This window comes from Delftia sp. BGA-UO-ETr-SB1 (assembly GCF_059567865.1).
The window spans coordinates 676,449-702,343 of the sequence record NZ_JCAQOW010000006.1 but is presented as its reverse complement, the minus strand read 5'-3'; the positions used below and the strand labels follow the sequence as shown (position 1 = coordinate 702,343).

Genomic DNA, 25,895 nt, shown 5'->3' with positions numbered 1-25,895 from the left:
TGATTTATTGAATATTTAGCGGGCTTGCCATAGGCCCGCCGATTCACTATCCGCCTGCCTGCTGACGCGAATCTGACTCACCTCTTACAGAAATTGACGGCGAACTGAACGATTTCTTACTAACTCAGCAGCAACCCTGATGCCGTCTTTTTCCATGTGAAAAGCACCGTAAAAACCCTGCCAAACCATGCTGCACTGCGTAAGCACTCGGTCAGAAGCGCTTTCCAGAATGCGCCGCAAGGCTGCAGATCCATGGGGCTGCCGCCGCGATTCCAACTTCAGGAGACAAACCATGACCGATCCGGTGGTAGACAAAATACAGCGCCATCCCAAATACCAGGAGTTGCGATCCAGACGCAATCGCCTGGGCCTTTTTCTGACGCTGCTGATGCTGGTCGTTTATTACGGCTATATCGCGCTGATTGCCTTCGACAAATCATTTCTGGCCCAGCCCATTGGCGCGGGCGTGACCTCGCTGGGCATCCCGATCGCCATGGGCGTGATCGTCTTCTCGGTGATCATCACCGGCCTCTACGTGCGCCGCGCCAATGGCGAGTACGACAAGCTCACCCAGGACATCCTGAAGGACGCCACGAAATGAAGAATTCCGCACAACGCATGCTGCTGGCGCCCGCCGTGGCGCTGGCCCTGACGGGGCCCGTGCTGGCCGCCGGCGGCGATGTCGGCGTGGCCGCCAAGCAGGCCACCAACTGGACCGCCATCATTCTCTTCACGGCCTTCGTCGTGGCCACGCTGTGGATCACCAAGTGGGCCGCAGGCCGCACCAAGTCGGCCGCCGACTTCTATACGGCCGGCGGCGGAATCACGGGCTTTCAGAACGGCCTGGCGATTGCGGGCGACTACATGTCGGCCGCCTCCTTCCTGGGCATCTCGGCCTCGGTCATGGCCAGCGGCTATGACGGCCTGATCTACTCCATCGGCTTCCTGGTGGGCTGGCCCATCCTGACCTTCCTGCTGGCCGAGCGCTTGCGCAACCTGGGCAAGTTCACCTTCGCCGACGTGGCAGGCTACCGCTTCTCCCAGACGCCGTTCCGCGCCTTCGCGGCCAGCGGCACGCTGGTGGTGGTGGCCTTCTACCTGATCGCGCAGATGGTGGGCGCGGGCCAGCTGATCAAGCTGCTGTTCGGCCTGGACTACTGGATCGCCGTGGTGCTGGTGGGCGGCCTGATGATGATCTACGTGCTGTTCGGCGGCATGACGGCCACGACCTGGGTGCAGATCATCAAGGCCTGCATGCTGCTGGCCGGCGTGACCTTCATGGGCTTCATGGTGCTGGCCAAGTACGGCTTCAGCCCCGAGGCGCTGTTCGCCGAAGGCGTGCGCGTGCGCTCCGAGATCGCTGCCAACAACGGCGCCGACCCCTCGGCCGCCGCCAAGGCGGGCCTGGCCATCATGGGCCCGGGCGGCTTCATCAAGGACCCGATCTCGGCCATCAGCTTCGGCATGGCGCTGATGTTCGGCACGCTGGGCCTGCCCCACATCCTGATGCGCTTCTTCACCGTGCCCGACGCCAAGGAAGCGCGCAAGAGCGTGTTCTGGGCCACGACCTGGATCGGCTACTTCTACGTGCTGATCTTTATCATCGGCTTCGGCGCCATCACCCTGGTGCTGACCAACCCCGAGATGGCCGATACGGTCAAGGGCGTGATCCACGGCGGCGCGGGCACGGCCAACATGGCGGCCGTGCTGGTGGCCAAGAGCGTGGGCGGCGACGTGTTCTACGGCTTCATCTCGGCCGTGGCCTTCGCCACCATCCTGGCCGTGGTCGCGGGCCTGACGCTGTCGGGCGCCTCGGCCGTGTCGCATGACCTGTACGCCACCGTGATCAAGAAGGGCAAGGCCGACAGCGCCGCCGAGCTGCGCGTCTCGCGCATCACCACGCTGACGCTGGGCGCCATCGCCGTGCTGCTGGGCATCGTGTTCGAGAAGCAGAACATCGCCTTCATGGTGTCGCTGGCCTTCGCGGTCGCGGCCTCGGCCAACTTCCCCCCGCTGCTGCTGTCGGTGCTGTGGAAGGACTGCACCACCAAGGGCGCGGTGATCGGCGGCTTCATGGGCCTGATCTCCTCCGTGGGCCTGACCGTGGTCTCGCCCCCGGTGTGGGAGGCCACGCTGGGCAACCCCGCAGGCTCGGCCTGGTTCCCCTACGCCTCGCCCGCGCTGTTCTCCATGACCATCGGCTTCGTGGGCGTGTGGCTGTTCTCGGTGCTCGACAAGAGCGCCCAGGCCGCCAAGGAACGCGCCATCTTCCCCGCGCAGCAGGTGCGCTCGGAAACAGGCCTTGGCGCCTCGGGAGCTTCGGGCCACTGAGCCACTGAGCCCCTCAGGCTCCCACCATGAAAAGCCGGGCCCAGCGCCCGGCTTTTTCGTTGGCGTGGCAGCAGCCGCCCTCAGATTGATCGGCTGGAGAAGGCGAGTGATCGGATCTGCGATGGCCGGCGCCGTCCAGGCCTCTAGACTTGCGGGGTCTGCGCAGCTTCGCCTGTGCAGCACCGCTTCCCTCTTCAACGCACAGGACAGATCCGACATGCAACTCATCAGCCAAAGCTTCCAGGACGGCCAGGCGATTCCCGGCGAATTCGCGTTCGCGGTGCCCGATGCGGCCTCGCACGTGGCGCTGTCGTCCAACCGCAACCCGCACCTGGCCTGGAGCGGCGCGCCCGCAGGCACGCAGTCCTTCGTCGTGGTCTGCCATGACCCCGACGTGCCCAGCCGCGGCGACGATGTGAACCAGGAAGGCCGCGAAGTGCCGGCCAGCCTGCCGCGCGTGGATTTCTTCCACTGGCTGCTGCTGGACATTCCGGCCGCCACCACCGAGATCGCGGCAGGCGCCCAGTCCGACGGCGTCACGCCGCGCGGCAAGAGCGGCCCGGCCGCCCCCGGCGGCCTGCGCCACGGCATCAACGACTACACGGGCTGGTTCGCGGGCGACGAGCAGATGAAGGGCGACTACTTCGGCTACGACGGCCCCTGCCCTCCGTGGAACGACAGCATCGTCCACCACTACATCTTCACCGTCTATGCGCTGGCCACGCCCACGCTGGCGGTCTCCGGCGAGCTGACCGGCGCCAATGTGCGCGCGGCGCTGCAAGCCGGCCAGGTGCTGGGCAAGGCCAGCATCACCGGCCTGTACAGCCTGAACCCGTCAGTCTCCGCCGCTTGAGCGAACGCCTTTCCGGGCGCCCTACGTCGCGCCGGCCAGCCTGCGCAGCTTGATGAAGGCCAGCGCCGCCATCACGGCGTCGTTGAGCGCGTCGTGGGCCTCGCGCTGCGGCAGGCCCAGGTCGGCCATCAGCGTGGCAAAGCGCAGGTCGATTTCGGGCGCCTGCTGCTGCCAGGGCAGCAGTTGCCGGAAGCGGTGGTCGTAGTACAGGGCCGAGACCTCGATGCGCTCGTTGGGCAGGCCCGTGCCCAGCCAGGGGCGCAGCACGCGCTCGATCATGGCCACGTCGAATTCCAGGTAGTAGCCGACCAGCGGGCGGCTGCCGATGAAGCGCAGCAGCTGCGCCAGCGCGTCCTCGATGGCCAGGCCCCGGGCGAGGTCCCGCTCGCGCAGGCGGTGGATGCGCACGCTGTCGCCAGGCACGCTGCGCGAGGGGCGCACCAGCAGTTCCAGGCGTTCGCTGGACAGGATGCGCTCGCCCACGATGCGCACGGCGCCGATGGAGATGATCTGGTCGCAGCGCACATCCAGGCCCGTGGTCTCGCAGTCCAGCGCCACCCATTCGCCGGGCGGCGGCGCGTCGAAGAGAAAGGCATAGGCGGGGTCCGCCAGCCTGCGCCGCTGCCAGTTGCGCCGCAGGCCCGCCAACCAGCGCTGCAAGGGCGCCGCGCTCATACGGCGTCCAGCCGCAGGCGCTGGCGCAGCAGTTCGCGGAAGCGCCGCACCACGGCCAGCGTGTCCTTGAGCAGGTCGCGCTCCAGGCTGCTCAGGCGAGCCGGGTCCACATGGCCGGTGACGGGGCGGCCCAGGTCGATCTCGGCCAGTCCCGCCTGCAGGCGCAGGCCCATGAGGAAATGCAGGCCCTGGAGCAGCTCCTGGCCCTGGGCACCGTCGAGCACGCCCTTGTCCACCAGGGCCGCGATGCGCTCGGCCGTGCCGGTGGCGGCGATGCGCTGGGACAGCGCCAAGCTGCGCACGCCATGCACGATGGGGAAGATGCCGGCCTTCTTGAGGTGCACGGGCGCGCCCTCGCCGCCGCGGCCCAGCAGCCGCTCCCACCAGCTGCCCGGCTCGTGCGCGAAGGCGTCGACGGCCGAGGCGAAGCGCGCCACCTGGGCATCGCTGTCCAGGGCCAGCGCCATCAGGTCGCGCCGCACCGTGGCCAGCAGCGCGGCATCGCCGGCCACGGCATGGGCGTCCAGGAAGATCGCCAGGTGCATGAGGCCCTCGGGGCCGGGCAGGATCAGCCATTCGCGCACCTGCCTGCCGAAGCTGGCCACCGTGCCGCGCCACTGCGGATTGCTGAGCATGATGCCGCCCGGGCATTCGGGGTAGCCAAAGCGCTGCAGCTGCGCGGAAAAGCGCGCGCAGATGGCATCGAGGTCCTGGGGCGGCGCATAGCCGTCGCGCAGCAGCAGGCCGTTGTCCTGGTCGGTCTTGAGCAATTGCTCGCCGCGCCCCTCGCTGCCCATGACGAAGAGGCAGCTGTGGGCCACCAGGTCCGGCGGCGCCAGCATCTGCCAGGCACGCTCGAACAGGCGGGCATTGAGCTGCTGCACCAGCCGCGCCATCAGCGCCACCCGCGTGCCGCCCCGGTGCAGGGCGGCCACCAGGCGCGTGATCTGGGCGGCGGCCTGCTCCAGCGCCTGCAGGTCGGCGGCCTGCTCGATCTGCACGGTGATCAGGTGGGAGTGGTTGGCCAGGAAGCTGAACAGGTCCAGCGCCTCCAGGATGCCCAGCACCTGGCCCTGTGCATCGAGCACGGCCAGCCGGTGCACGCGTGCACGCAGCAGCACGACCAGGGCATCGCCCAGCTGGTCGTCGGCGCGCACGGTGAACACGGGCTGGCTGGCGAACTCGCCCACGGCCAGCCGGTCCAGCGGGCGGCCGTCAAGGATGGTGCGCTGCAGCGTGGTGCCCGTGAAGATGCCCAGGCCGCCCTGCGGCAGTCCCGAGACCAGCACGCAGGTCGTGCGCTCGGCATGGAACAGGCGCACCACGGAGACGATGTCGGTGGCCGCGTCCACCACATGGGCGGCACGCAGATAGGCCTGGTCCACGCGCGCCAGCGTCAGCGACTGCAATTCGTGCCGGTCGGCGCGCTGGGCCAATGTGCCCAGCTTGTGGCCCAGGTCGGAGAACAGCAGGGCGCCAAAGGCCGTGTTGCGCGCGATCAGTTCGCCCACGGTTTCGCGCGCAAGCTGGTAGGCGATGAGTTCCTCGGCCACGGTGAAGCGGCTGCCCGTGCGGCCGGCCACCAGGGCGCGGCCGTCGAAGCTGTCGTCGGGGCCGTAGCTGGCCAGCACCTCATCGCCCTCGGTCTGCACCACATGGCCCTTGATGATGACGAAGAGGTGGGTGGGCGCAGAGCCGGCGTCCAGCACCACGGCGCCTTCGGGGAAGTAGGCGATGTCCACGCCATCGCGCACCAGCGCCTGTTCGTCGGGCGTGAGGCAGTCGAAGGGAGAGGCGGCGAAGTTGAAGGCGTTGGGCATGGGGCGGGGCCGTTGTTCCAGCCCCGCCATTCAAACCTTCAGGCCTTGCTCCACGCTTGCAGCCGCGTCCCAGCCGCTGTCGAACCAGCCATCGCCTTCCAGGTAGGCACGCAGCATGGGCAGGCTGTCCAGGCCCCAGAAGAGGCGGCCATCGACCTCCCAGGCCGGCACGCCGAACAGGCCTTGCGCGGCCGCGGCCTCGGTGTTCTCGCGCAGCAGGCGCTTGGCGTTGTCCGCCGCATCCGTGCGCAGCTGCGGCGCCAGCGTGGCGCGCAGTGCGTCGAGCCGCGCGGGGTCCAGCGCGTCGGCGCCGCCCAGCCAGACATGGCGCAGCACGGCGTCCGCCACAAAGCGGTTGATGGTGCCGTCATCGCTGCACTCCAGCGCCAGGCGCAGCAGCGGCAGCGGGTTGAACGGATGGCGGGCCGGCATGTCCAGCCCCACGCCCGTGGCATGGCCCAGCCAGCTCACATGGCGGTAGGTCCATTCGCGCTTGCCCGCGATGCCGGCCGGTCCCGGGTTGGCGTGGCGCTGCAGCAGCGCGCCCAGCAGCACGGGGCGGTACTGCATGTGGTGGCTGATGCCCTGCAGCGCCTGCGGCAGTTGCGCGAACGCCAGCCAGGCATAGGGCGAGATGAAGTCGAGATGGAAGGTGATCTGCTTCATGGCGGGTGCGTCGTGATGGGGATCTAGGGTGCGGTGGCCGCGATGCCTGCGCGCTCCAGCAGCGCGTTCCAGATCGCCAGGCGCTGCGGCGCATCGGACTTGGACCAGGCGCGGATCTCGTCGATGGTGCGAAAGCACCCTTCGCAATGGCTGCGGTCGGGCGTCATGCGGCAGACCGAGATGCAGGGCGAGAGCACGGGCTCCTCTTCGGCACGCGGAGCGTATGCGGCGCGGGCCTTCTGGGCCAGCATTTCCTTGGGGCCCATCATGCCGCCACCTCCTGCACCACGTCGGCCCAGGGCGCACCGGCCAGCAGTTGCAGCGCGGCCGGCGTGGCCGCGAACACCGCATGCGGATGGCCGGCGGCCGCCCAGACCGTGTCGAAACGCTGCAGTTCCCTGTCCACCAGGGTCACGGGCGTGTTGGCATGGGCTACGGGGCTGACGCCACCGATGGAAAAGCCCGTCTGCGCCTTGACGAAATCGGCGTCGGCACGGCCCACGGGGCCGACCAGGGCGGCGACTTTCTTCTCGTCCACGCGGCGGTCGCCCGAGGCCACGACCAGCACGGCCACGCCGTCGCTGCGGCGGCGGAAGATGATGCTCTTGGCCACCTGGCCCACGAGGATGCCCAGCTGGTCGGCCGCTTCCTGGGCCGTGCGCGCGGCGCCGTCCAGCATGCGCGGTCCGTCGCCGTGGCCGGCCTGCTGCAGGAAGGCCGCCACGCGCTGCACGCCTTCGGGAAGATGGTGGAGTTCAGATCCGCACATGCTCACACCGCCTCGCATGCAGCCGCGCTGGCGCGCTTGGTGAGCAGTGCCTTGGCCACGCGCGACTGCGTGGGGCGGCCCAGGTGGTCGCTGATGAACTGGCCGGCGTCAATCAGCTTGTCCAGGTCGATGCCGGTCTCTATGCCCATGCCCTGCAGCATGTAGACCACGTCCTCCGTGGCCACATTGCCCGTGGCGCCCTTGGCGTAGGGGCAGCCGCCCAGGCCCGCCACCGAGGTGTCGAACTGCCACACGCCCAGCGACAGCGCGGCCAGCGTGTTGGACACGGCCTGGCCGTAGGTGTCGTGGAAGTGGCCCGAGACATCGTCGATGGCGAAGTGCTGCAGCGTGGCCTCGATGGCCTTGCGCACCTTGACGGGCGTGCCCACGCCGATGGTGTCGGCCACGCCCACATGCTGCACGCCGATGCCCTTCATGAGCCCGGCCAGGTAGGCCACGCGCTCGGGGGCGATCTCGCCTTCGTAGGGGCAGCCCACGGTGCAGCTCATGGCGCCGCGCACGTAGATGCCCTGGGCGCGTGCGGCCTCGGCCACGGGGGCGAAGCGTTCGATGCTTTCGGCAATGGAGCAGTTGATGTTCTTCTGGCTGAAGGCCTCGCTGGCTGCGCCGAAGACCACGATCTCGTCGGGCCACAGTTCGCGCGGCGCCGACAGCGCGGCCTCCAGGCCCTTCATGTTGGGCGTGAGCACGCTGTAGCGCACGCCGGGGCGGCGGACGATGCCGGCCATGACTTCGGCGTTGTCGGCCATCTGCGGCACCCATTTGGGGCTGACGTAGCTGGTGACCTCGATTTCCTTGAGGCCGGCTTCCTGCAGGCGGTGCACCAGCTCGATCTTGACGGCGGCGGGCACGGGCTGTTTTTCATTCTGCAGGCCGTCGCGGGGGCCTACATCGACGAGTTTGACGCGGGAAGGAATGCTCATGGGGTGTTCTCACCGGGATGACGGGTACGGCCCCTATTGTCCAGTCTTGCAGGTCCGGGCACCACCCCATATCCTGCCGGGCCATGCACAACGGCTGCCAGCACCCCCTTCAGCCCGGCAGGGCCGCCATTTCCTCGCGCAGCATCTCCACCATGCGCGCGGCAGCCGGCGACAGGCGGCGGCCGCTCAGGCGCACCAGGCCGATGGGGCGGCGCAGCACCGGCCGTGCCAGCGGGCGCGCCACCACTTCCGGCCGCTGCACCACCTGGGCGGCCAGCAGGGGCAGCGCGCTCACGCCCAGATCGGCAGCCACCATGGCCGCGATGGTGGCCAGGTGCTCCACGGCGTACTGGGGCGCAAAGCGTATGCCGTGGGTCAGCAGGGCCTCGTCGGCGTACTGCCGCACGCTGGTGCCGGCCGGCATGGAGATGTGGGGCAGATGGGCCACGTCGGCCCAGCCCAGATCGCCGCGCCCGCGCGCCAGCGCATGGCCGCTGCCCAGCAGCAGCACGAAGCGGTCGGAGGCCAGGGGCAGGTAGTCCAGGTCGGCATAGGCGGGGTTGGCCGCCGTGAGCGCAAAGTCCACGCGGCCCGCGCGCACCATGTCGAAGGCCGGCCCGGCCAGGCTGTCGAACAGCTCCAGGTGCACGCCCGGATGCTCGGCCGCAAAGCGCGCCAGCACGCGGGGCAGCAGGCCCGCGGCCAGCGAAGGCAGGGCCGCCAGCGCCAGCCGGCCCACCTGCACCTGGGCCACCTCCTGCACGCGGCGCACGGTCTCGTCCATCTGGTGGCGCAGGATGCGCGCCTGCTCGGCGAAGACCTCGCCGGCCTGGGTCAGTTCCACGGCGCGCGTGGTGCGCTCGAACAGGCGCGCGCCCAGCATCTCTTCCAGCCGCGCCAGCGTGCCCGAGACGGCCGACTGCGACAGGTGCATCTGCAGCGCCGTGCGCCGAAAGCTCAGCGAATCGGCCAGCGCCAGAAAGACATCGACCTCGCGGGCCGACCAATTGATCTTCATGGCCGATCAGTTTATCGAAAAATGCGTCTTTACCGTTCAATGACGGCTACCTAGACTGCGCCTCAAATCCATGAAATCAGCAGGAGACAGCATGCACAGCAGTTCGCCGCGCAACGCGCGCACGGTGGTCGTCGGGGGAGGCACCATGGGTGCCGATGTGGCCGTGGTCCTGGCCCGGGGCGGCGCCCTGGTGACCGTGGTCGACCCCGGCGCGGCACGGCGCGAGCTGCTGCTGCAGCACATTGCCATCGAGCTGGCCACGGCCGGCTTTGCAAGGTGCGCGGCCCAGGTCTCGGTCTGCGCGGCGCTGGAGGATGTGGCCTGGGACGGCGTCGCCCTCGTGGTGGAATGCATCACCGAGCGACTGGATGCCAAGCAGGCGCTGTTCGCCGAACTTGAGGCGCATGCGCCGGCCGACGCCGTGCTGGCCAGCAACAGCTCGGGCTTTCCCATCAGCGCCATCGCCAGCGGCCTGCCCACGGCGCAGCGCATGCTGGGCCTGCACTTCTTCATGCCCGCCCACCTGGTGCCACTGGTGGAAGTGGTGCTGGGAGAACGCAGCGATCCGGCCCTGGGCCAGTGGCTGCATGCCTTCATGCGCGGCTGCGGCAGCGTGCCGGTGCTGGTGAAGAAGGACAAGCCCGGCTTTCTGGCCAACCGCATGCAGCACGCGCTGTCACGCGAGGCCTTCGCCCTCATCGACGAGGGCATTGCCTCGCCCGAGGATGTGGATGCCGCCGTGCGCTTCGGCTTCGGCTTCCGCTTCCTGGCAGCCGGCCCCGTGCTGCAGCGCGACCATGCGGGCATCGAGGTGCACTGCGCGGCGGCCGCCACCATGTACCCCACGCTGTCCAACACCGATGTGCCGGCCCAGGCACTGCGCGATCGCGTGGCACGCGGCGATCTGGGCATGAAGACCGGCAAGGGCTTCTTCGACTGGCCCGAGGAGCGCCGCCTGGCCGAGCGTGCCCGCTACGACGCGCTGCTGCGCCAGGGCCTGGCCCTGCTGGCCAGCGAGCTGCCGGTGCCGGAGCAGGCACAGGACACGCCATGAGCACGCCGGTCCCCACGTCAACCGCGTCGTCCACAGCGCCCACGTCAACCACGTCGCAGTGGAGCGACCCGCTGATCATCACCGTGGCCCCCAATGGCGCCTACAAGCAGCCGGCCGACCACCCTGCACTGCCGATCACGCCACAGAGGCTGGCCGCCACGGCACGCGCCTGCCTGGATGCCGGCGCGGCGATGATCCACATGCACATCCGCGACGCCCAGGGGCGCCACAGCCTGGATGTGGACGGCTACCGCGAAGCCTGGCGCGTGGTGCGCGAGGCCGTGGGCACGGACATGGTGGTGCAGATCACCAGCGAGGCCGCAGGCGTCTACCGCGCGCCCGAGCAGATCGCCATGGTGCAGGCGCTGCGGCCCGAGGCCGTCTCCATCGGCCTGCGCGAGATCGACCAGCCCGAGATCGGCGATGCGGGACTGGCGCACTTTTTCACGGGCCTGGTGCGCGACCAGGTCATGGTGCAGGTCATCCTCTACGACGTGGCCGACCTGCGCCGCTGGCAGGCGCTGCGCGCCCAGGGCGTGGTGCCCGAGGCGCCGTGGTTCCTGCTCTTCGTGCTGGGCCGCTACAGCGCGGGCCAGACCTCGCGGCCGCAGGACCTGCTGCCCTTTCTTGCGGCGCATGACGGCGGCGAGCCCTGGGCCGTGTGCGCCTTCGGCGCCACGGAAAACACCTGCATCGCGGCAGCCGCCGCGTTTGGCGGCCATGCGCGCGTGGGCTTCGAGAACAACCTGCTGGCCAAGGACGGCCACACCGCGCCCGACAACGCCGCCCTGGTCCGCCAGGCCGTGGTGTCCGCCCAGGCGCTGGGCCGCCCCCTGGCCACGGCCGACGACATACGCCGGCGCTTCACACCGGGCTGAGCACCAGGCGCCTTACAGGCCCATAAGCCGATAGGCCCATGAGCCCGCACAAGACGGGCCTTCCATTCCAACCACAGGCAGGAGACACAACCATGCAACAGCCCACCCACGGCACGCGGCGTGACGCCATCGCCAAAATCAAGGCAGCCACCGCATTCACGGCGCTTCCCCTGGCCTTCATGGCCCTGGGCCTGGCGGGCCAGGCCTCGGCCCAGACCCCGTCGCCGGCGTTCCCCAGCAAGACCATCCGCTTCGTCGTGCCCTATCCGCCCGGCGGCCCCACCGACCTGATGGCACGCATGCTGCAGCCCGAGCTGCAGCAGCGCCTGGGCGTGACCGTCATCGTGGAGAACAAGAGCGGCGCGGGCGGCAACCTGGGCAGCGCCGAGGTGGCCCGCCAGGCGCCCGCCGACGGCCACACCCTGCTGCTGGCCGCCAGCGGCCCCATGGCCGTGAATTCCTCGCTGTACAAGAGCATGCCCTTCAACCCGCTCAAGGACCTGGAGCCCGTGGTGCAGCTGTCGGCCTTCCCGCTGGTGCTGGAGGTCCATCCCTCGCTGGGCGTCAAGTCCGTGGCCGAGCTGCTGGCCCTGGCCAAAACGGGCAAGACGCTGAGCTTTGCCTCGGCCGGCAACGGCACGCCCCAGCACCTGGCGGGCGAGCTGTTCAACTCCATGGAGCAGGTCAAGCTGGGCCATGTGCCCTACCGGGGTGCGGGACCGGCACTCAACGACCTGATCGGCGGCCAGGTGGGCGTGATGTTCGACATCGTGGGCAGCTCGCTGCAGCACATCCAGGGCGGGCGCCTGATCCCGCTGGCCGTCACCTCGGCCGAGCGCACCAAGGTGCTGCCCGATGTGCCCACCATGGCCCAGGCCGGCGTGCCCGGCTACCAGATCACGGGCTGGCATGGCATTGCCGTGCGCGCGGGCACGCCGCCCGCCGCCATCGACAAACTCAATGCCACGGTCAACGCCATCTTCAAGGATCCGGCCTTTCGCACGCGCTGGGAGGCCATCGGCACGCCGGCCGTGGGCGGCACGGCCGCCGAATTCGGTGCCTTGATCAAGAGCGACTCCCAGCGCCTGGGCGCGCTGGTGCGCAGCACCGGCGTGACGCTGGACTGAGCGCGCCCGTCAGTAGCCGCGCTGCAGGTCCACGCGGCCGCTCACGGCTTCGCCCCGGCTCAGCGCCGCGACCTTGCCCACGATCTGTTCCACGCTGTCGCGCGCCAGGGTGCGGGCCGAGGTGTGGGGCGTGAGCGTGATGCGCGGATGCCGCCAGAAGGCATGGCCGTCGGGCAGCGGCTCGGTGCGGAACACGTCGAGCAAAGCGCCGGACACATGGCCCCCGTCGATGGCGGCGATGAGGTCCTCGTCCGCCACATGGCCGCCGCGTCCCACGTTGATGACATAAGCGCCCGGCTGCAGCAGGGCCAGGCTGCGCGCGTCGATGATGCTGTCGGTCTCGGGCGTCAGCGGCAGCAGGTTGACGAGGATGCGGGTGGCGCGCAGAAAGGCGTCGAAGTCCTGCGGGCCGCAGAAGCCACGCACGCCGTCGATGGCATGCGGCGTACGGCTCCAGCCGTTGACGGGGAAATCGAACACCGTCAGCGCGCGCGCCACGCGCTCGCCCATGCGGCCCACCCCCATGACGCCCACGGGGTAGTCGGCACGCCGGGGATTGGGCCGGTGCTGCCACAGGCCGGCGGCCATGTCGGCCTCGTAGCCGTCCAGGCCGCGGAAGAAGCGGATCACGGCCTGGCTGACGTATTCGGCCATCTGCACGGCCATGCCGGCGTCCTCCAGGCGGTAGACGGGCAGCCCGGCCGGCAGGCGCAGCGGCAGCAGCGCATCGACGCCGGCGCCGATGTTGAACAGGGCCTTGAGGCCCGGCTGCTCGTCGATGAAGCGCTGGGGTGGCGCCCAGACCAGGGCGTAGTCGGCCTGCGGCGCGCCCGGCGACCAGATGTCCACCTCGGCGCCCGGCAGGGCCGCGCGCAGTCCTTGCAGCCAGGCGTCGGGCCTGGTGTCTTCGCAGCAGAAAGTCACTCGCATAGGTGGACAAGCCTAACGGCCTGGCGACGCCCACGCGCGACTTTTGCGCAAAACTGTCTTGCCTGCGGGCTCAGCTTTCCAGGCGCAGCAGCTCGGAGCCTTCGGTCACCTGGTCGCCGGGCGCATACAGCAGCTCGGCCACCACGCCGTCGCCGGGCGCGGCGATGGTGTGCTCCATCTTCATGGCCTCCATCACGGCCAGCGGCTGGCCCTTGCTGACCTTGTCGCCGGCCTTGACGGCAAAGGAGACCACCTTGCCCGGCATGGGCGCCGTCAGGCGGCCGCCTTCGGACTGCACCTCGCCCGCGTGGGCCAGCGGATCGGCCAGGCCCAGCACGGCTGCGCCCTGGGGGGCGAACACATGGCATTGCTCGCCCAGCACATGGACCTGGGCGCGCAGGCGCTGGCCCGCGAACTGCACGTCGAAGGCGCCGTCCCCGGCCTGTTGCCAGGACAGCAGGCCCTCGGCGAGGGACTCGCCCTCGCCCACGGCCAGTTGCAGCGCGCCGTCATGCAGGTAGCGCAGGCGCGCGGGCACGGCGGCCTCGCCCTGGCGGAAGTCCCAGCGCCGCTCGGCCAGGCCGTGCGAGCGCCAGCCGTCGCGGCGGCTGAAGGGGTCGGCGGTTTCCTGCGCGCGCTCGGCCTGCAGCACCTGGGCCACGGCGGCGGCCACGGCCTGGGCCTGGGGCAGGCGCTGCTGGTGGAACAGGTGCTGCTTCTCGCGCTCGATCAGCGCCGTGTCCAGCTTGGCGGTTGCAAAGGCATCGCTGGCGATGACTTGGCGCAGGAACTGCACATTGGTGGCCAGGCCCACGATGCGTGTCTCGGCCAGGGCGGCATCGAGCCGCGCCAGCGCCTGGTCGCGCGTGTCGCCATGCACGATGAGCTTGGCGATCATGGAGTCGTAGAAGGGGCTGATGGCATCGCCCTCGCGCACGCCGTCGTCCACCCGCACGTCGCCGACATGGAAGCTGGCGCAGTCGGGCTTGCGGTAGACATGCAGGGTGCCGGTGGCGGGCAGGAAGCCGTTGTCGGGGTTCTCTGCGCAGATGCGCGCCTCGATGGCGTGGCCGGTGATGCGCAGCTCGTCCTGGCGCTTGGGCAGGGGCAGGCCGCTGGCCACGCGCAGCTGCCAGTCCACCAGGTCCTCGCCCGTGATGGCCTCGGTCACCGGGTGCTCGACCTGCAGGCGGGTGTTCATCTCCATGAAGTAGAACTTCATGGCCTCGGGCTGGTCGTAGCCGCCGGGCTGCTCGACGATGAATTCCACCGTGCCCGCGCCCACGTAGTTCACGGCCTGGGCGGCGGCCACGGCGGCCTCGCCCATCTTCTGGCGCAGCGCAGGCGTCATGCCGGGCGCGGGGGACTCCTCCAGCACCTTCTGGTGGCGGCGCTGGACCGAGCAGTCGCGCTCGAACAGGTAGACGCAGTTGCCCTGGGTGTCGCCAAAGACCTGGATCTCGATATGGCGCGGGCGCAGCACGTATTTCTCGACCAGCACGGCATCGTCGCCGAAGCTGTTGATGGCCTCGCGCTGGCAACTGGCCAGGGCGGCGGCAAAGTCCTCGCTGCGCTCGACCAGGCGCATGCCCTTGCCGCCGCCGCCGGCACTGGCCTTGATCAGCACCGGGTAGCCGATGCGGTCGGCCTCGCGCTGCAGCAGCTGCGGGTCCTGGTCGGCCCCGTGGTAGCCGGGCACCAGGGGCACGCCGGCCTTTTCCATGAGCTGCTTGGAGGCCGCCTTCAGGCCCATGGCGCGGATGGCCGAGGGCGGCGGGCCGATGAAGACCAGGCCGGCATCGGCGCAGGCCTGGGCGAATTCCTCGTTCTCGCTGAGAAAGCCGTAGCCGGGGTGGATGGCCTGGGCGCCCGTGGCCTTGGCGGCCTCCAGGATGCGTTCCCAGCGCAGATAGCTGTCCTTGGGCGCGCTGCCGCCGATGTGCACGGCCTCGTCGCAGGCCTGCACATGCTTGGCGCGGGCATCGGCGTCCGAGTACACGGCCACGGTGCGCACGCCCATGCGGCGGGCGGAAGCCGCGACGCGGCAGGCGATTTCACCGCGGTTGGCGATCAGGATCTTCTTGAACATGCGTTATCTCCAGTGTTTTCTCTGCAGCCCCGGTCATTCGGCGACCGGCGGCTATGGTTTTTGGTTCATCGCGGGAGACCCGCCCAACAGCGAGCCCAGGCGCTGCACCACGGCCTTGAGAAAGCGCCACAGCGCCCAGGTCAGCAGCCACAGGGCGATGACCACGACCAGCAGCACGGCGGCGAAGGCCAGCGGATGCGTGAGCGCCAGCCAGATCGCGCCCACCGAGGCACCGTCCTCCACCAGGCTCGCGCCCACGTTGGAAAACGGCTCGGGCGAAGTGTTGATGGCCGCGCGCGCCGTGCTCTTGGCCACCTGGCTGGACAGGGCCAGCGAGCCGCCCATCAGGGCCGCCATGGTGGCCATGGTCGCGCTGTCGGCGCCGAAGACGCCGGCCGCCAGCGCCGCGCCCGCCGGGATGCGGATCACGCTTTGCAGCAGGTCCCAGACCGAGTCCACGCCGGGGATCTTGTCGGCGAAGAACTCCACGAACAGCAGCGCGCCGCTGGCGAACAGCAGGGCCGGATGCTCCAGCACATGCAGCCCGCCCGGCAGCGCCACCCAGCCCAGCGCCCCCAGCAGGCCGGTCACGAAGACCACGGCGTAGAGCCTAAAGCCGCTGGCCCAGCCCAGTGCGGCGGCCAGCGCCAGCAGGCCGGCCATGTCCATGCCGCTGGTGGCCTGGCCCACGCGCTCGGCCACTTCGCCAGCCGCCTCGCTGACCGTGTGGTGCACGGCCGGGCCCGGGTACAGGCCCACGGACTGCAGCCACTGGACGAGGGAGTCGGTCAGGGTGCTCATGGTGTTGACTCGGCGTTGGCTCGGCGTTGCTCGGTGGTGGCGCGATGAATGGGCAGCCCGCGCGTGTCAGGCCAGCCAGGCCGGCTTGCGCTTTTGCAGGAAGGCCTGCACGCCCTCCTTGCCCTCGGCGCTGGCGCGGATGTCGGCGATGCCTTCGACGGTGGCGGCGATCAGCTGCTCGTTGATCTCGCGCTCGGCCACGTCGATCACCAGGCGCTTGCAGGCGCGGGCGGCGGCGGGACCGGCGCTGACCAGGTGCTTGAGCAGGCCGTCCACGGCGTTGTCCAGCTCGTCTGCCGCCACCACGCGGTGCACGAAGCCGATGCGCAGCGCCTCGGCCGCGTCGAAACGCTCACCGGTCAGGAAGTAGCGGTGGGCGGCGCGCGCGCCCATGGCGCGGATCACGTAGGGGCTGATGGTGGCGGGGATCAGGCCGATCTTCACCTCGGACAGGCAAAAGCCCGCGCCCTCGGCGGCCACGGCCATGTCGCAGGCAGCGACCAGGCCCATGCCGCCCGCATAGACATCGCCCTGCACGCGCGCGATGGTGGGCTGCGGGCATTCGTAGATCACGCGCAGCATTTCGGCCAGCAGGCCGGCGTCCTCGCGGTTCTCGTCGCGCGAGTAGTCGGCCATGCGGCGCATCCAGTTGAGGTTGGCGCCTGCGCAAAAGGCCGGGCCCTCGGCGGCCAGCACCACGGCGCGCACGTCGCTGCGCTTGCCCACGGAGTGGAAGGCCTGGGTGATGTCGGCGATGACCTCGTCGCTGAAGGCATTGCGCACTTCGGGCTGGGTCAGCGTGATGGTGGCCAGGGGGCCCTGGAATTCGAGGGTCAGTGCGGTGGTTTTCATGAAGTACCTCGCTGCAAGGAAAGAGGGGCCGCCGTCACATGCGGAACACGCCGAAGCGCGTGTCCTCTATGGGAGCGTTGCGCGTGGCCGCCAGGCCCAGCGCCAGCACGCGGCGCGTGTCGGCGGGGTCGATGACGCCATCGTCCCACAGGCGCGCCGTCGCGTAATAGGGGTGGCCCTGATCCTCGTACTGCTGGCGGATGGGGGCCTTGAAGGCCTCTTCCTCCTCGGCCGTCCACTGGCCACCCTTGGCCTCGATGCCGTCGCGCTTGACGGTGGCCAGCACGCTGGCCGCCTGCTCGCCGCCCATGACCGAGATGCGCGCGTTGGGCCACATCCACAGGAAGCGCGGCGAGTAGGCGCGGCCGCACATGCCGTAGTTGCCCGCGCCGAAGGAGCCGCCGATGATGATGGTGAACTTCGGCACGGCCGCCGTGGCCACGGCCGTGACCAGCTTGGCGCCGTGGCGGGCAATGCCTTCGTTCTCGTACTTGCGGCCCACCATGAAGCCCGTGATGTTCTGCAGGAAGACCAGCGGGATCTTGCGCTGGCAGCACAGCTCGATGAAGTGCGCGCCCTTGACGGCCGATTCGCTGAACAGGATGCCGTTGTTGGCGATGATGCCCACCTGCATGCCCTCGATGCGCGCAAAGCCGCAGACCAGGGTGGCGCCGAAGCGGGCCTTGAACTCGTCGAAGCGGCTGCCGTCCACCACGCGGGCGATGATCTCGCGCACATCGAAGGGCTTGCGCGTGTCCACGGGGATCACGCCGTACAGCTCGCCGCCGTCGAACAGCGGCGCCTCGGGCGGCAGGTCGCCAGCCGAAGGCTGCTTGGCATGGTTGAGGTTGGCCACGGACTGGCGCGCCAGCGCCAGCGCGTGGGTGTCGTTGTGGGCCAGGTGGTCGGCCACGCCCGACAGGCGCGTGTGCACGTCGCCGCCGCCCAGGTCCTCGGCGCTGACCACCTCGCCCGTGGCGGCCTTCACCAGCGGCGGGCCGCCCAGGAAGATGGTGCCCTGGTTCTTGACGATGATGGACTCGTCGCTCATGGCCGGCACATAGGCGCCGCCGGCCGTGCACGAGCCCATGACCACGGCGATCTGGGCAATGCCCTCGGCGCTCATGTTGGCCTGGTTGAAGAAGATGCGGCCGAAGTGCTCGCGGTCGGGAAACACATCGTCCTGGTTGGGCAGGTTGGCGCCGCCCGAGTCCACCAGGTAGATGCAGGGCAGCCGGTTCTGCGCGGCGATCTCCTGGGCGCGCAGGTGCTTCTTCACCGTCATCGGGTAGTAGGTGCCGCCCTTCACCGTGGCGTCGTTGCACACGATCATGCAGTCCACGCCGCTGACGCGGCCGATGCCGGCGATCAGGCCCGCGCCGGGTGCGTCGTTGCGGTACATGTTGAGCGCGGCCAGCGGCGCGATCTCCAGAAAGGGCGTGCCCGGGTCCAGCAGCATGGCCACGCGGTCGCGCGGCAGCAGCTTGCCGCGCGCCACGTGCTTGGCGCGCGCGGCCTCGCCGCCGCCCTCGGCGACCTTGGCCACCTGGGCCTGCAGGTCTTCGACCACGGCGCGCATGGCGGCGGCATTGGCCAGGAAGTCCGCCGAACGCGGATTGAGTTGGGTGCCCAGAATGCTCATGTGTGGCCTCTTCTTGTGTTTGCCCGATGCGGGCGCTTGGTTTTTTCGAATGTGCTGCAAAGAACGGCGGCCCGGGCTGGGGAAAATGCCGTATGCACACCGTTGAAATCGTCTTGCTCGTTTTGCTGCTGGGGGCACTGACCGGCATTGCCGCGCGCTATGTGCGCGCCATCCCGCTGCCGCTGATACAGATCGCCCTGGGAGCGCTGATCGCCTGGCCGCAAAAGGGCCTGCACATCGCCTTCGATCCCGAGCTGTTCCTGCTGCTGTTCATCCCGCCGCTGCTGTTCGCCGACGGCTGGCGCATCCCCAAGCGCGAGTTCTTTTCGCTGTACCGCCCCATCCTGCGCCTGGCGCTGGGCCTGGTGCTGTTCACGGTGGTGGGGCTGGGCTGGCTGATCCACTGGCTGGTGCCCGGCATGCCGCTGACCGTGGCCTTCGCGCTGGCCGCCGTGGTCTCGCCCACCGATGCCGTGGCCGTCTCGGCCATCACGCGCAACCTGGGCATGCCCGAGAAGACCATGCACATCCTCGAGGGCGAGTCCCTGCTCAACGACGCCTCGGGCCTGGTGGCGCTGAAGTTCGCCATTGCCGCCACGCTGACCGGCCTGTTCTCGTGGACCGAGGTGGCCAAGGAATTCATGTGGATGGCCCTGGGCGGCCTGGGCGTGGGCACGCTGATCGGCTGGGGCTTTTCCTATGCGCGCAGCACCATCACGCGCCGCCTGGGCGACGTGGCGGCCACGCAGATGGTGCTGCTGCTGATCCTGCTGCCCTTCGCCGCCTACATCGTGGGCGAAAAGATCGGCGTGTCGGGCATCCTGTCGGCCGTGGCCGCGGGCATTGCCACCAACTTCGCCGACCTGGAGCGCAGCAGCTACATCAGCGAGCGGCTGCAGACCGAGGGCACCTGGAGCATGGTGGAAGCCTCGTTCAACGGCGCCATCTTCCTGCTGCTGGGCCTGCAGCTGCCGTCCATCATCGGCGTGACGCTGCACGATGCGGGCAGCGAATGGTGGGTGCTGGTGGGCTATGTGGTGATCATCTCCAGCGCGCTGCTGCTGATGCGCTGGATCTGGCTGACCCTGGGCGTGCAGCGCAGCCTGGCTCGCGCCCACTTCCAGGGAAAGATGGCAGAGCGCCCCTCGCACCTGCTGAACCTGGCCACCACCATGGCCGGCATACGCGGCGCCGTGACGCTGGCCGGCGCGCTGTCCGTGCCGATGCTGCTGAACAACGGCCAGCCCTTTCCGGGCCGCGAGATGCTGATCTTCCTGGCCACGGGCACCATCTTGTTCACCCTGGTGCTGGGCAGCATCGCCCTGCCGCTGATCCTGCGCCGCATGCCCCAGCCCGGCGAATCGCCCACGGTGCGCGAGGAGCGCCTGGCGCGCGTGGCCGCCTGCCAGTCCGCCATTGGCGGGCTGACGCTGAGCGAGGAAGAGATCCAGGGCCACACGCCCGAATGGGTGGCCATGCACCAGGAAGTCATGGGCCACCTGACGCAGGAGTACCGCAACCGCGTCCAGCTGCTGGACGACGGCAGCGGCACGGCCTCCAGCATCGAGATCCAGCGCGAGGCGCCCGAAGTCGTGCGCCAGCGCAAGCTGCGCTACCTGCTGGAGATCGAGCTGCGCCTGCGCTGCATCCACCAGGAGCGCGACGCGCTCTACGCCGAGCGCCAGGCCCACCGCATCAACGACGAGTCGCTGCGCCGCCTGGTCAGCGAGCTGGACATGCAGGAGATCTCGCTGCGCAAGCGCCTGGTGGTGGCGCGCCGCGCTGCAGCCTCGGCCGTGGCCGCGCCCGAAGGCGGCACGCACTAGGCGGCACGCGGTGGACAGCTGGCGGCAGTGCATGAAAGCAGCCCTCAGGCGGTCCTGGCCGGGCGCAGATCCAGCATGGCGATCATCTCGTCGCGGATCTTGAATTTCTGGATCTTGCCGGTCACCGTCATCGGGAAGGCCTCGACGAAGCGGATGTAGCGCGGCACCTTGTAGTGGGCGATCTGGCCCTTGCAGAAGTCGCGCACGCCGTCTTCGGTCAGCGCCTGGCCGGGCTTGACGATGATCCAGGCGCACAGCTCCTCGCCGTAGCGCGCGTCGGGCACGCCGACCACCTGCACGTCCTGCACCTGGGGATGGCGGTAGAGGAATTCCTCGATCTCGCGCGGGTAGATGTTCTCGCCGCCGCGGATCACCATGTCCTTGATGCGGCCGACGATGTTCACGTAGCCCTGCTCATCCATGGTGGCCAGGTCGCCCGTGTGCATCCAGGCATCGTCGTCGATGGCCTCGCGCGTGCGGGCCTCGTCCCCCCAGTAGCCGTGCATGACCGAGTAGCCGCGCGTGCACAGCTCGCCCGAGACGCCGGGCGCCACGACCTCGCCCGTGGCCGGGTCGACGATCTTCACTTCCAGGTGCGGCTGCACCTTGCCCACGGTGGACACGCGGCGCTCCAGCGGCGTATCGGCATCGCTCTGGCAGCTGACGGGGCTGGTCTCGGTCATGCCGTAGGCGATGGTGATCTCGGACAGGTGCATGTCGCTGACCACGCGCTTCATCACCTCGATGGGGCAGGGCGAGCCGGCCATGATGCCGGTGCGCAGCGTGCTCAGGTCGAACTCCTTGAAGCGCGGGTGGTCCAGCTCGGCGATGAACATCGTGGGCACGCCGTGCAGGCCCGTGCAGCGCTCGGCCTGCACGGTCTCCAGCACCAGCAGCGGATCGAATCCGTCATTCGGGTAGACGATGGCCGAGCCATGCGTGAAGCAGGCCAGATTGCCCAGCACCATTCCGAAGCAGTGGTACAGCGGCACGGGAATGCACAGCCGGTCCTCGGGCGTCAGCCGCATGCACTCGCCAATGAAAAAGCCGTTGTTCAGGATGTTGCGGTGGGTCAGCGTGGCGCCCTTGGGAAAGCCCGTCGTGCCGCTGGTGAACTGGATGTTGATGGGGTCGGTGTTCTTGAGCGTGGCGGCCACGGTGTCGATGCGCGCATCCTGCGCATCACCGCGCGCCAGCAGGCTGGAAAAGCGCAGCATGCCGGGCTGCTCTTCGCCCTGGCCTGCGACGTCGATCCAGACCACGCTGCGCAGCTGGGGCAGGCGCGCGCAATGCAGGCGGCCGGGCTCGGCCGTGGCCAGCTCGGGGGCCAGTTCGCGCAGCATGCCCAGGTAGTCGCTGGTCTTGAACTGCGCCATGGTCACCAGGGCCTTGCAGCCGACCTTGTTGAGCGCGTACTCCACCTCGGAGGTGCGGTAGGCCGGATTGATGTTGACCAGCACCAGGCCGACCTGGGCGGTGGCCAGCTGCATCAGCACCCATTCGGCGTTGTTGTGCGACCAGATGCCGACGCGGTCGCCCTTGTCCAGCCCCAGGCCCAGCAGCGCGCTGGCCAGGCGGCGCGCCTCGCTGTGCAGGCCGGCATAGCTGTAGCGCAGGCCCTGGTGGCGGCTGACCAGGGCCTCGCGATCGGGCTGGCGGGCCGCCATGTCGGCAAAGAAATCGCCGATGGTCTGCTCGATCAGCGGCACATCGGTGCGGCCTTGGGCATGGCTGGAAGCGAGCGGGGCGTTCTGGGCGGGCATGCGTTGTCTCCTGTGTCGTCGGCGGCGCCTGGGACGGGCAAATGCAGTGGCCTGCCCCGTCACGGCAGCTATTGCGTGGCAGCATAAGGGCCAACCCCGAGCAGAACAGGCCACGAAGGTTGCAATAATTGCCAGCATGTTCACCCCCTCGCTGGTCAAGACCCCCCTGCCCCAGGCGGCCGCCACCATGGCCTCCGCACACCCTGCAGTCACGCCCATGGCCTTTGTGCAGGCCATTATGCTGGCCTACGAACGCCGGGGCATCAGCGCCCTGTCCGCCTTGGAGAAGGCACAAATCGCGCCAGACTCCGTCAAAGAGCGCAACGAGTGCATCACGGCGCTGCAGATGGAGGCACTGTCCGATGCCGCCATGCGCGAACTCGACGACGAGGCCCTGGGCTGGTTCTCCCGGCGCCTGCCCTGGGGCAGCTACGGCATGCTGGCACGCGCCAGCATGGGCAGCGAGCAGCTGGGCCTGGCGCTGGCGCGCTGGTGCCGCCACCATGGCCTGCTGGCCGACGACATCCGCCTCACGCTGACGCAGGAAGACGGTTTGGCCACGCTGGCCATCGAGGAGCTTTCCACGCTGGGCGCCATGCGCGAGTTCTGCCTGCTGTCGGTGCTGCGCAATATCCACGGCCTGGCCAGCTGGTTCATCGATGAGCCGCTGCCTCTGCGGCGCGCCTGCTTTCCCTTCGCTCCCCCGCCGCATGCGGGCGTGTATGCGCTGCTGTTCCCGCCGGGCGAGGTGGAGTTTGGCGCGGCCCGGGCCTGCCTACAGTTCGACGCGCGTTTTCTGGATATGCCGCTGACGCGCGACGAGCCTGCGCTGCAGCGCATGCTGCAGCGCGCCCTGCCGCTGCAGGTGCGCCCCTACCGGCGCGAGCGCCAGCTGGTGCAGCGCGTGCGCCAGCTGCTGGCGGCCGACGCCGAATGCCTGCAGACGGCCGACACGCTGGCGCGCCAGCTGCACCTGTCCCAGCGCAGCCTGCATCGCCAGCTCAAGGAAGAAGGCGCCTCGCTGCAGGCGCTCAAGGACGAGGTGCGGCGCGAGCGTGCCGTGGCCCTGCTGCTGCGCACCAGCCGGCCCATCAAGCGCATCGCCCAGTCCTGCGGCTTTCTCAACGACAAGAGCTTCATCCGCGCCTTCAGGCTGTGGACGGGGCTGTCGCCTTCCGAATTCCGCAAGAGCGCGCGAGTCCGGCCCGAGTGAGGGCCGCGCGCATCCTGGCGCGATTTGCATCCTGCGCGACTGCCGCCGTCCGCGCATCTGGCCTAGGCTTTGCGCATGCACCATCTCCACCATTGCGTCAGCGCGCGCTCCTTCCGCGCGCTGTGGATGCTCGAAGAACTGCAGCTTCCCTACACGCTGCACATGCTGCCGTTTCCGCCGCGCGTGCTGCAGCGCAGCTACCTGGAGCTCAACCCGCTGGGCACGGTGCCGCTGCTGCGCCACGGCGAGGCCAGGCTGACCGAGTCAGCCGCCATCTGCGAATACCTGGCCGCCCTGCACCCCGGGGCGGGCCTGTCCGTGCAGCCGCAGGAGGCGGGCTTCGCGGCCTACCTCAACTGGCTGCACATGAGCGATGCCACGCTGACCTTCCCGCAGACCCTGGTGCTGCGCTATGCGCACTTCGAGCCGGCCGAACGGCGCCAGCCCCAGGTGGCCCAGGACTACCAGCGCTGGTTCCTCGCGCGGCTGCGCGCCGTGGAGCAGGCCGTGGAGCAGCGCGACTGGCTCACGGCAGACCGCTTCACCGCTGCCGACGTGGCTGTGGGCTATGCGCTGATGCTGTCGGCGCACCTGGAGATGGAGCCGCAATGGGGGCCTGCCACCCAGGCCTACTGGCAGCGCCTGCAGCAGCGGCCCGCCTTCCAGCGGGCGCTGCAGGCCGAGCAGCAGGCCGCGCGTGCGCAGGCCGTGGACGAGACGCCTTCGCCGCGGCTGCGCTAGGGCCGGCTCAAGTTCAAGCTCAAGCGCTGGCGCTGGCCTGCCCGATGGCGCGCAGCATGGCCGGCAGCTCGCCCATGTCGCCGAACACGCAGCTGGCGCCGGCTTCGAGCAGTTGCTCGGCCGAGGCATGGCCCTGGTCGGCCGGGAAGTAGCCCCAGACCGTGGCGCCTGCGGCCACGCCGGCGGTGACGCCGGTCACCGTGTCCTCGATGACCAGGCAGCGCGCCGGCTCCACGCCCAGGGCGGCGGCGGCGGCCAGGTACACATCGGGAAAGGGCTTGCTGCGCGGCAGCTCATGGCCGCTGAAGACGCGGCCCTCGAAATACGGGGCCATGCCGACCTGGGCCAGCTGCATCTCCACCTTGGCGCGGTCCGCGCCCGAGGCGCAGGCGATGCGGCCAGCGCACAGCGCATGGGACTCGCTGACGGCGGACAGCGCGCCGTCAATGGCCACCAGCTCGGCGCGCAGCGCGGCGTTGCGGCGCTCGTAGAAGGCGGCCATCCATGCGTCGGTCAGCGGCTTGCCGGTGCGCGCCTCGATCAGCGCGGCCTGGCTGCGCACGGTCTTGCCGATGAATTCGCGCAGGCATTCCTCGGTGCTGATGGGCCAGCCCGATTCATTGAGCATGGTGCACAGCACGCGGTTGGTGATGGATTCACTGTCGACGAGCACGCCGTCACAGTCGAAGAGCACGGCCTCGAAAGCAGTCATGGATGGATTCTCGAAACAAACTGAGCAAGGGCGCCCTGGGGCGCCCTTGCTGCGGAAAATGGCCGGATTATGCGCCGGCCGCGCATGCCTGTGCCCTGTTCAGGGGAAGGAGGCACCGGCCAGCGGATGGACCATGCGCTTGACGTTGCGCACCGAGATGGAATGGAACTGGCCATCGTCGGTGACCACATCGCCGAAGGCGAAAAAGCCTTCGGCCGCGTTGCGGTTGAACTGCTCCAGGCGCTGCGCGAGGCTGGCGTTGTTGGACACGGATTCGAGGCGGTACTCGATGGCGCCCTGCTGGTCGCCGCTCTTTTCGTACAGCTGCACGCCTTCGGTATTGCCGCGCAGCACCAGGGCGCCACGCAGCAGGTGGCCCTTGGCACCCATCTCATCCAGGCGCTGCTTCAGCGCCGTGCCGTTGGCCATGCCGAAGGGCGCGGCCAGGGCGAACACCGCGTACTCGAAGGCCGGTGCCTTGGAGTCCTTGACGTAGAGGTTGAACATCTCGTCGCCCGAGATCAGCGGGCCCGTGTAGCGGAAACCCCGGCCGCTCATCTCGGCCAGTTGCTGCGTGAAGCCGGACGTGTCCAGCGCACCCACGGCGGGGCGCGTCTCGTAGCTGTAGGTGGCGGCGGCGCTGCTGCTGCGCACATAGAGGTTGCGCAGGTCCTGCGTGCTGCTGGGGAACGCCATGCCCGACTTGTACAGGTAGCCCTGCGCACCCTGCGCATTGAGCTGGGCCACCAGGGCCGAGACGCCCGCCACGTCGGCCACCATGCGGTAGTCCAGGCGCGTGCCGGTGTGGGCCGTGTCGGTGACGTAGAAGTCACCGATGGGAACGGGGAAGGTCGTGCCGCCCGAGGCCAGGCTGTAGGTGAAGGCATAGCCTTGCGCCCCCAGCGTGTTCATGGCGGACAGGGCCGCGTCGAAGTTTTCGGCAGCCGTCTCCATGCGGTACTGGCCGGTCACCGGGGTCGTTGTGCCGCCGCCGGGGTTGCCGGGCGTGCCGGGGTTGCCAGGATTTCCGCCATTGCCGGGATCTCCGCCGCCCGGCTCTCCCAATCCACCACCACCGCCGCCGCCACAGGCGGCCAGGGTTCCCAGAAGCATCAATGCCGCACTGCGGCGCGTGAGCTGTACCATCTTCATGACTATCTCCCCTTCTCGTTGAATACGTGCCCGTTCCAT

24 protein-coding genes are annotated in these 25,895 nt (G+C 69.3%); 9 read left to right on the top strand and 15 right to left on the bottom strand.

Annotated features, from left to right (window positions below; all coding sequences use genetic code 11):
- Positions 1-292 precede the first annotated feature (292 nt).
- From AC57B5_RS22045 to AC57B5_RS22035, 3 genes are all read left to right on the top strand, one after another.
- Positions 293-601, top strand: coding sequence for a DUF485 domain-containing protein (locus tag AC57B5_RS22045; protein ID WP_013800408.1), 309 nt, complete (start codon positions 293-295; stop codon positions 599-601).
- On the top strand, positions 598-2,331 hold the full coding sequence (locus tag AC57B5_RS22040; protein WP_012207754.1) for a cation acetate symporter: 1,734 nt from the start codon (positions 598-600) through the stop codon (positions 2,329-2,331). Before AC57B5_RS22045 ends, AC57B5_RS22040 begins: the two co-directional genes overlap by 4 nt.
- A gap of 217 nt (positions 2,332-2,548) precedes the next feature.
- Positions 2,549-3,184, top strand: coding sequence for a YbhB/YbcL family Raf kinase inhibitor-like protein (locus tag AC57B5_RS22035; protein ID WP_063328542.1), 636 nt, complete (start codon positions 2,549-2,551; stop codon positions 3,182-3,184).
- Positions 3,185-3,205: 21 nt separating this feature from the next.
- Here AC57B5_RS22035 and AC57B5_RS22030 read toward each other — a convergent pair whose 3' ends face one another.
- From AC57B5_RS22030 to AC57B5_RS22000, 7 genes are all read right to left on the bottom strand, one after another.
- The gene (locus tag AC57B5_RS22030; RefSeq protein ID WP_496400317.1) at positions 3,206-3,859 is read right to left on the bottom strand and encodes a 3'-5' exonuclease; all 654 of its coding nucleotides are present in this window, start codon (positions 3,857-3,859) and stop codon (positions 3,206-3,208) included.
- Positions 3,856-5,709, bottom strand: coding sequence for a DUF294 nucleotidyltransferase-like domain-containing protein (locus AC57B5_RS22025; protein ID WP_099732655.1), 1,854 nt, complete (start codon positions 5,707-5,709; stop codon positions 3,856-3,858). Before AC57B5_RS22025 ends, AC57B5_RS22030 begins: the two co-directional genes overlap by 4 nt.
- The gene (locus AC57B5_RS22020; protein WP_207442743.1) at positions 5,710-6,345 is read right to left on the bottom strand and encodes a DsbA family protein; all 636 of its coding nucleotides are present in this window, start codon (positions 6,343-6,345) and stop codon (positions 5,710-5,712) included. It abuts the gene before it with no gap.
- A gap of 23 nt (positions 6,346-6,368) precedes the next feature.
- The gene (locus AC57B5_RS22015; protein ID WP_049801477.1) at positions 6,369-6,611 is read right to left on the bottom strand and encodes a DUF1289 domain-containing protein; all 243 of its coding nucleotides are present in this window, start codon (positions 6,609-6,611) and stop codon (positions 6,369-6,371) included.
- Positions 6,611-7,114: a YbaK/EbsC family protein gene (locus AC57B5_RS22010; RefSeq protein ID WP_013800403.1), complete on the bottom strand. Its 504-nt coding sequence runs from the start codon at positions 7,112-7,114 to the stop codon at positions 6,611-6,613. The genes AC57B5_RS22015 and AC57B5_RS22010 overlap by 1 nt, the downstream gene beginning before the upstream one ends.
- 2 nt (positions 7,115-7,116) lie before the next feature.
- Positions 7,117-8,058, bottom strand: coding sequence for a hydroxymethylglutaryl-CoA lyase (locus tag AC57B5_RS22005; RefSeq protein ID WP_043820259.1), 942 nt, complete (start codon positions 8,056-8,058; stop codon positions 7,117-7,119).
- 109 nt (positions 8,059-8,167) lie between these two features.
- On the bottom strand, positions 8,168-9,076 hold the full coding sequence (locus AC57B5_RS22000; RefSeq protein ID WP_496400316.1) for a LysR family transcriptional regulator: 909 nt from the start codon (positions 9,074-9,076) through the stop codon (positions 8,168-8,170).
- A 91-nt stretch (positions 9,077-9,167) separates the two neighbouring features.
- On the opposite strand from AC57B5_RS22000, the gene AC57B5_RS21995 reads away from it, so the two are divergent.
- From AC57B5_RS21995 to AC57B5_RS21985, 3 genes are all read left to right on the top strand, one after another.
- Positions 9,168-10,130, top strand: coding sequence for a 3-hydroxyacyl-CoA dehydrogenase family protein (locus AC57B5_RS21995; protein ID WP_496400315.1), 963 nt, complete (start codon positions 9,168-9,170; stop codon positions 10,128-10,130).
- Complete coding sequence (locus AC57B5_RS21990) at positions 10,127-11,008, top strand: beta-keto acid cleavage family enzyme (RefSeq protein WP_496400314.1); 882 nt, start codon at positions 10,127-10,129, stop codon at positions 11,006-11,008. Before AC57B5_RS21995 ends, AC57B5_RS21990 begins: the two co-directional genes overlap by 4 nt.
- A gap of 92 nt (positions 11,009-11,100) precedes the next feature.
- Positions 11,101-12,135 carry a Bug family tripartite tricarboxylate transporter substrate binding protein gene (locus AC57B5_RS21985; protein WP_496400313.1) on the top strand — a complete coding sequence of 345 codons (1,035 nt, stop codon included), beginning with the start codon at positions 11,101-11,103 and terminating at the stop codon, positions 12,133-12,135.
- Between the two features lie 9 nt (positions 12,136-12,144).
- Here the strand turns inward: AC57B5_RS21985 and AC57B5_RS21980 are convergent, their stop codons facing one another.
- The 5 genes from AC57B5_RS21980 to AC57B5_RS21960 all read right to left on the bottom strand — a co-directional run bounded on the left by AC57B5_RS21980 (position 12,145) and on the right by AC57B5_RS21960 (position 18,449).
- Positions 12,145-13,065, bottom strand: a complete 921-nt coding sequence (locus AC57B5_RS21980) for a 2-hydroxyacid dehydrogenase (protein WP_496400312.1) — start codon at positions 13,063-13,065, stop codon at positions 12,145-12,147.
- Positions 13,066-13,135: 70 nt separating this feature from the next.
- Positions 13,136-15,154 carry an acetyl/propionyl/methylcrotonyl-CoA carboxylase subunit alpha gene (locus AC57B5_RS21975; protein ID WP_496400311.1) on the bottom strand — a complete coding sequence of 673 codons (2,019 nt, stop codon included), beginning with the start codon at positions 15,152-15,154 and terminating at the stop codon, positions 13,136-13,138.
- A 51-nt stretch (positions 15,155-15,205) separates the two neighbouring features.
- Entirely contained in the window at positions 15,206-15,955 is a 750-nt protein-coding gene (locus tag AC57B5_RS21970) for a DUF4126 domain-containing protein (protein WP_496400310.1), read from the bottom strand.
- 66 nt (positions 15,956-16,021) lie between these two features.
- A complete protein-coding gene (locus tag AC57B5_RS21965; RefSeq protein WP_012207769.1) occupies positions 16,022-16,807 on the bottom strand; it encodes an enoyl-CoA hydratase/isomerase family protein in 786 nt (261 codons plus the stop codon).
- Between the two features lie 34 nt (positions 16,808-16,841).
- Positions 16,842-18,449 carry a carboxyl transferase domain-containing protein gene (locus tag AC57B5_RS21960; protein ID WP_034397395.1) on the bottom strand — a complete coding sequence of 536 codons (1,608 nt, stop codon included), beginning with the start codon at positions 18,447-18,449 and terminating at the stop codon, positions 16,842-16,844.
- 92 nt (positions 18,450-18,541) lie between these two features.
- On the opposite strand from AC57B5_RS21960, the gene AC57B5_RS21955 reads away from it, so the two are divergent.
- Positions 18,542-20,275, top strand: a complete 1,734-nt coding sequence (locus tag AC57B5_RS21955; RefSeq protein WP_013800394.1) for a Na+/H+ antiporter — start codon at positions 18,542-18,544, stop codon at positions 20,273-20,275.
- 44 nt (positions 20,276-20,319) lie between these two features.
- On the opposite strand, the gene AC57B5_RS21950 is transcribed toward AC57B5_RS21955, so the two are convergent.
- Positions 20,320-22,038, bottom strand: a complete 1,719-nt coding sequence (locus AC57B5_RS21950; RefSeq protein WP_496400309.1) for an AMP-binding protein — start codon at positions 22,036-22,038, stop codon at positions 20,320-20,322.
- Between the two features lie 136 nt (positions 22,039-22,174).
- Here AC57B5_RS21950 and AC57B5_RS21945 point away from each other — a divergent pair, with 136 nt between their 5' ends.
- Positions 22,175-23,251 carry an AraC family transcriptional regulator gene (locus AC57B5_RS21945; protein WP_496400308.1) on the top strand — a complete coding sequence of 359 codons (1,077 nt, stop codon included), beginning with the start codon at positions 22,175-22,177 and terminating at the stop codon, positions 23,249-23,251.
- A gap of 75 nt (positions 23,252-23,326) precedes the next feature.
- Positions 23,327-23,992 carry a glutathione S-transferase family protein gene (locus tag AC57B5_RS21940; RefSeq protein WP_013800391.1) on the top strand — a complete coding sequence of 222 codons (666 nt, stop codon included), beginning with the start codon at positions 23,327-23,329 and terminating at the stop codon, positions 23,990-23,992.
- Positions 23,993-24,011: 19 nt separating this feature from the next.
- On the opposite strand, the gene AC57B5_RS21935 is transcribed toward AC57B5_RS21940, so the two are convergent.
- Positions 24,012-24,704, bottom strand: a complete 693-nt coding sequence (locus AC57B5_RS21935; protein WP_012207775.1) for an HAD family hydrolase — start codon at positions 24,702-24,704, stop codon at positions 24,012-24,014.
- 99 nt (positions 24,705-24,803) lie between these two features.
- On the bottom strand, positions 24,804-25,856 hold the full coding sequence (locus AC57B5_RS21930) for a hypothetical protein (RefSeq protein ID WP_012207776.1): 1,053 nt from the start codon (positions 25,854-25,856) through the stop codon (positions 24,804-24,806).
- Between the last annotated feature and the right edge of the window lie 39 nt (positions 25,857-25,895).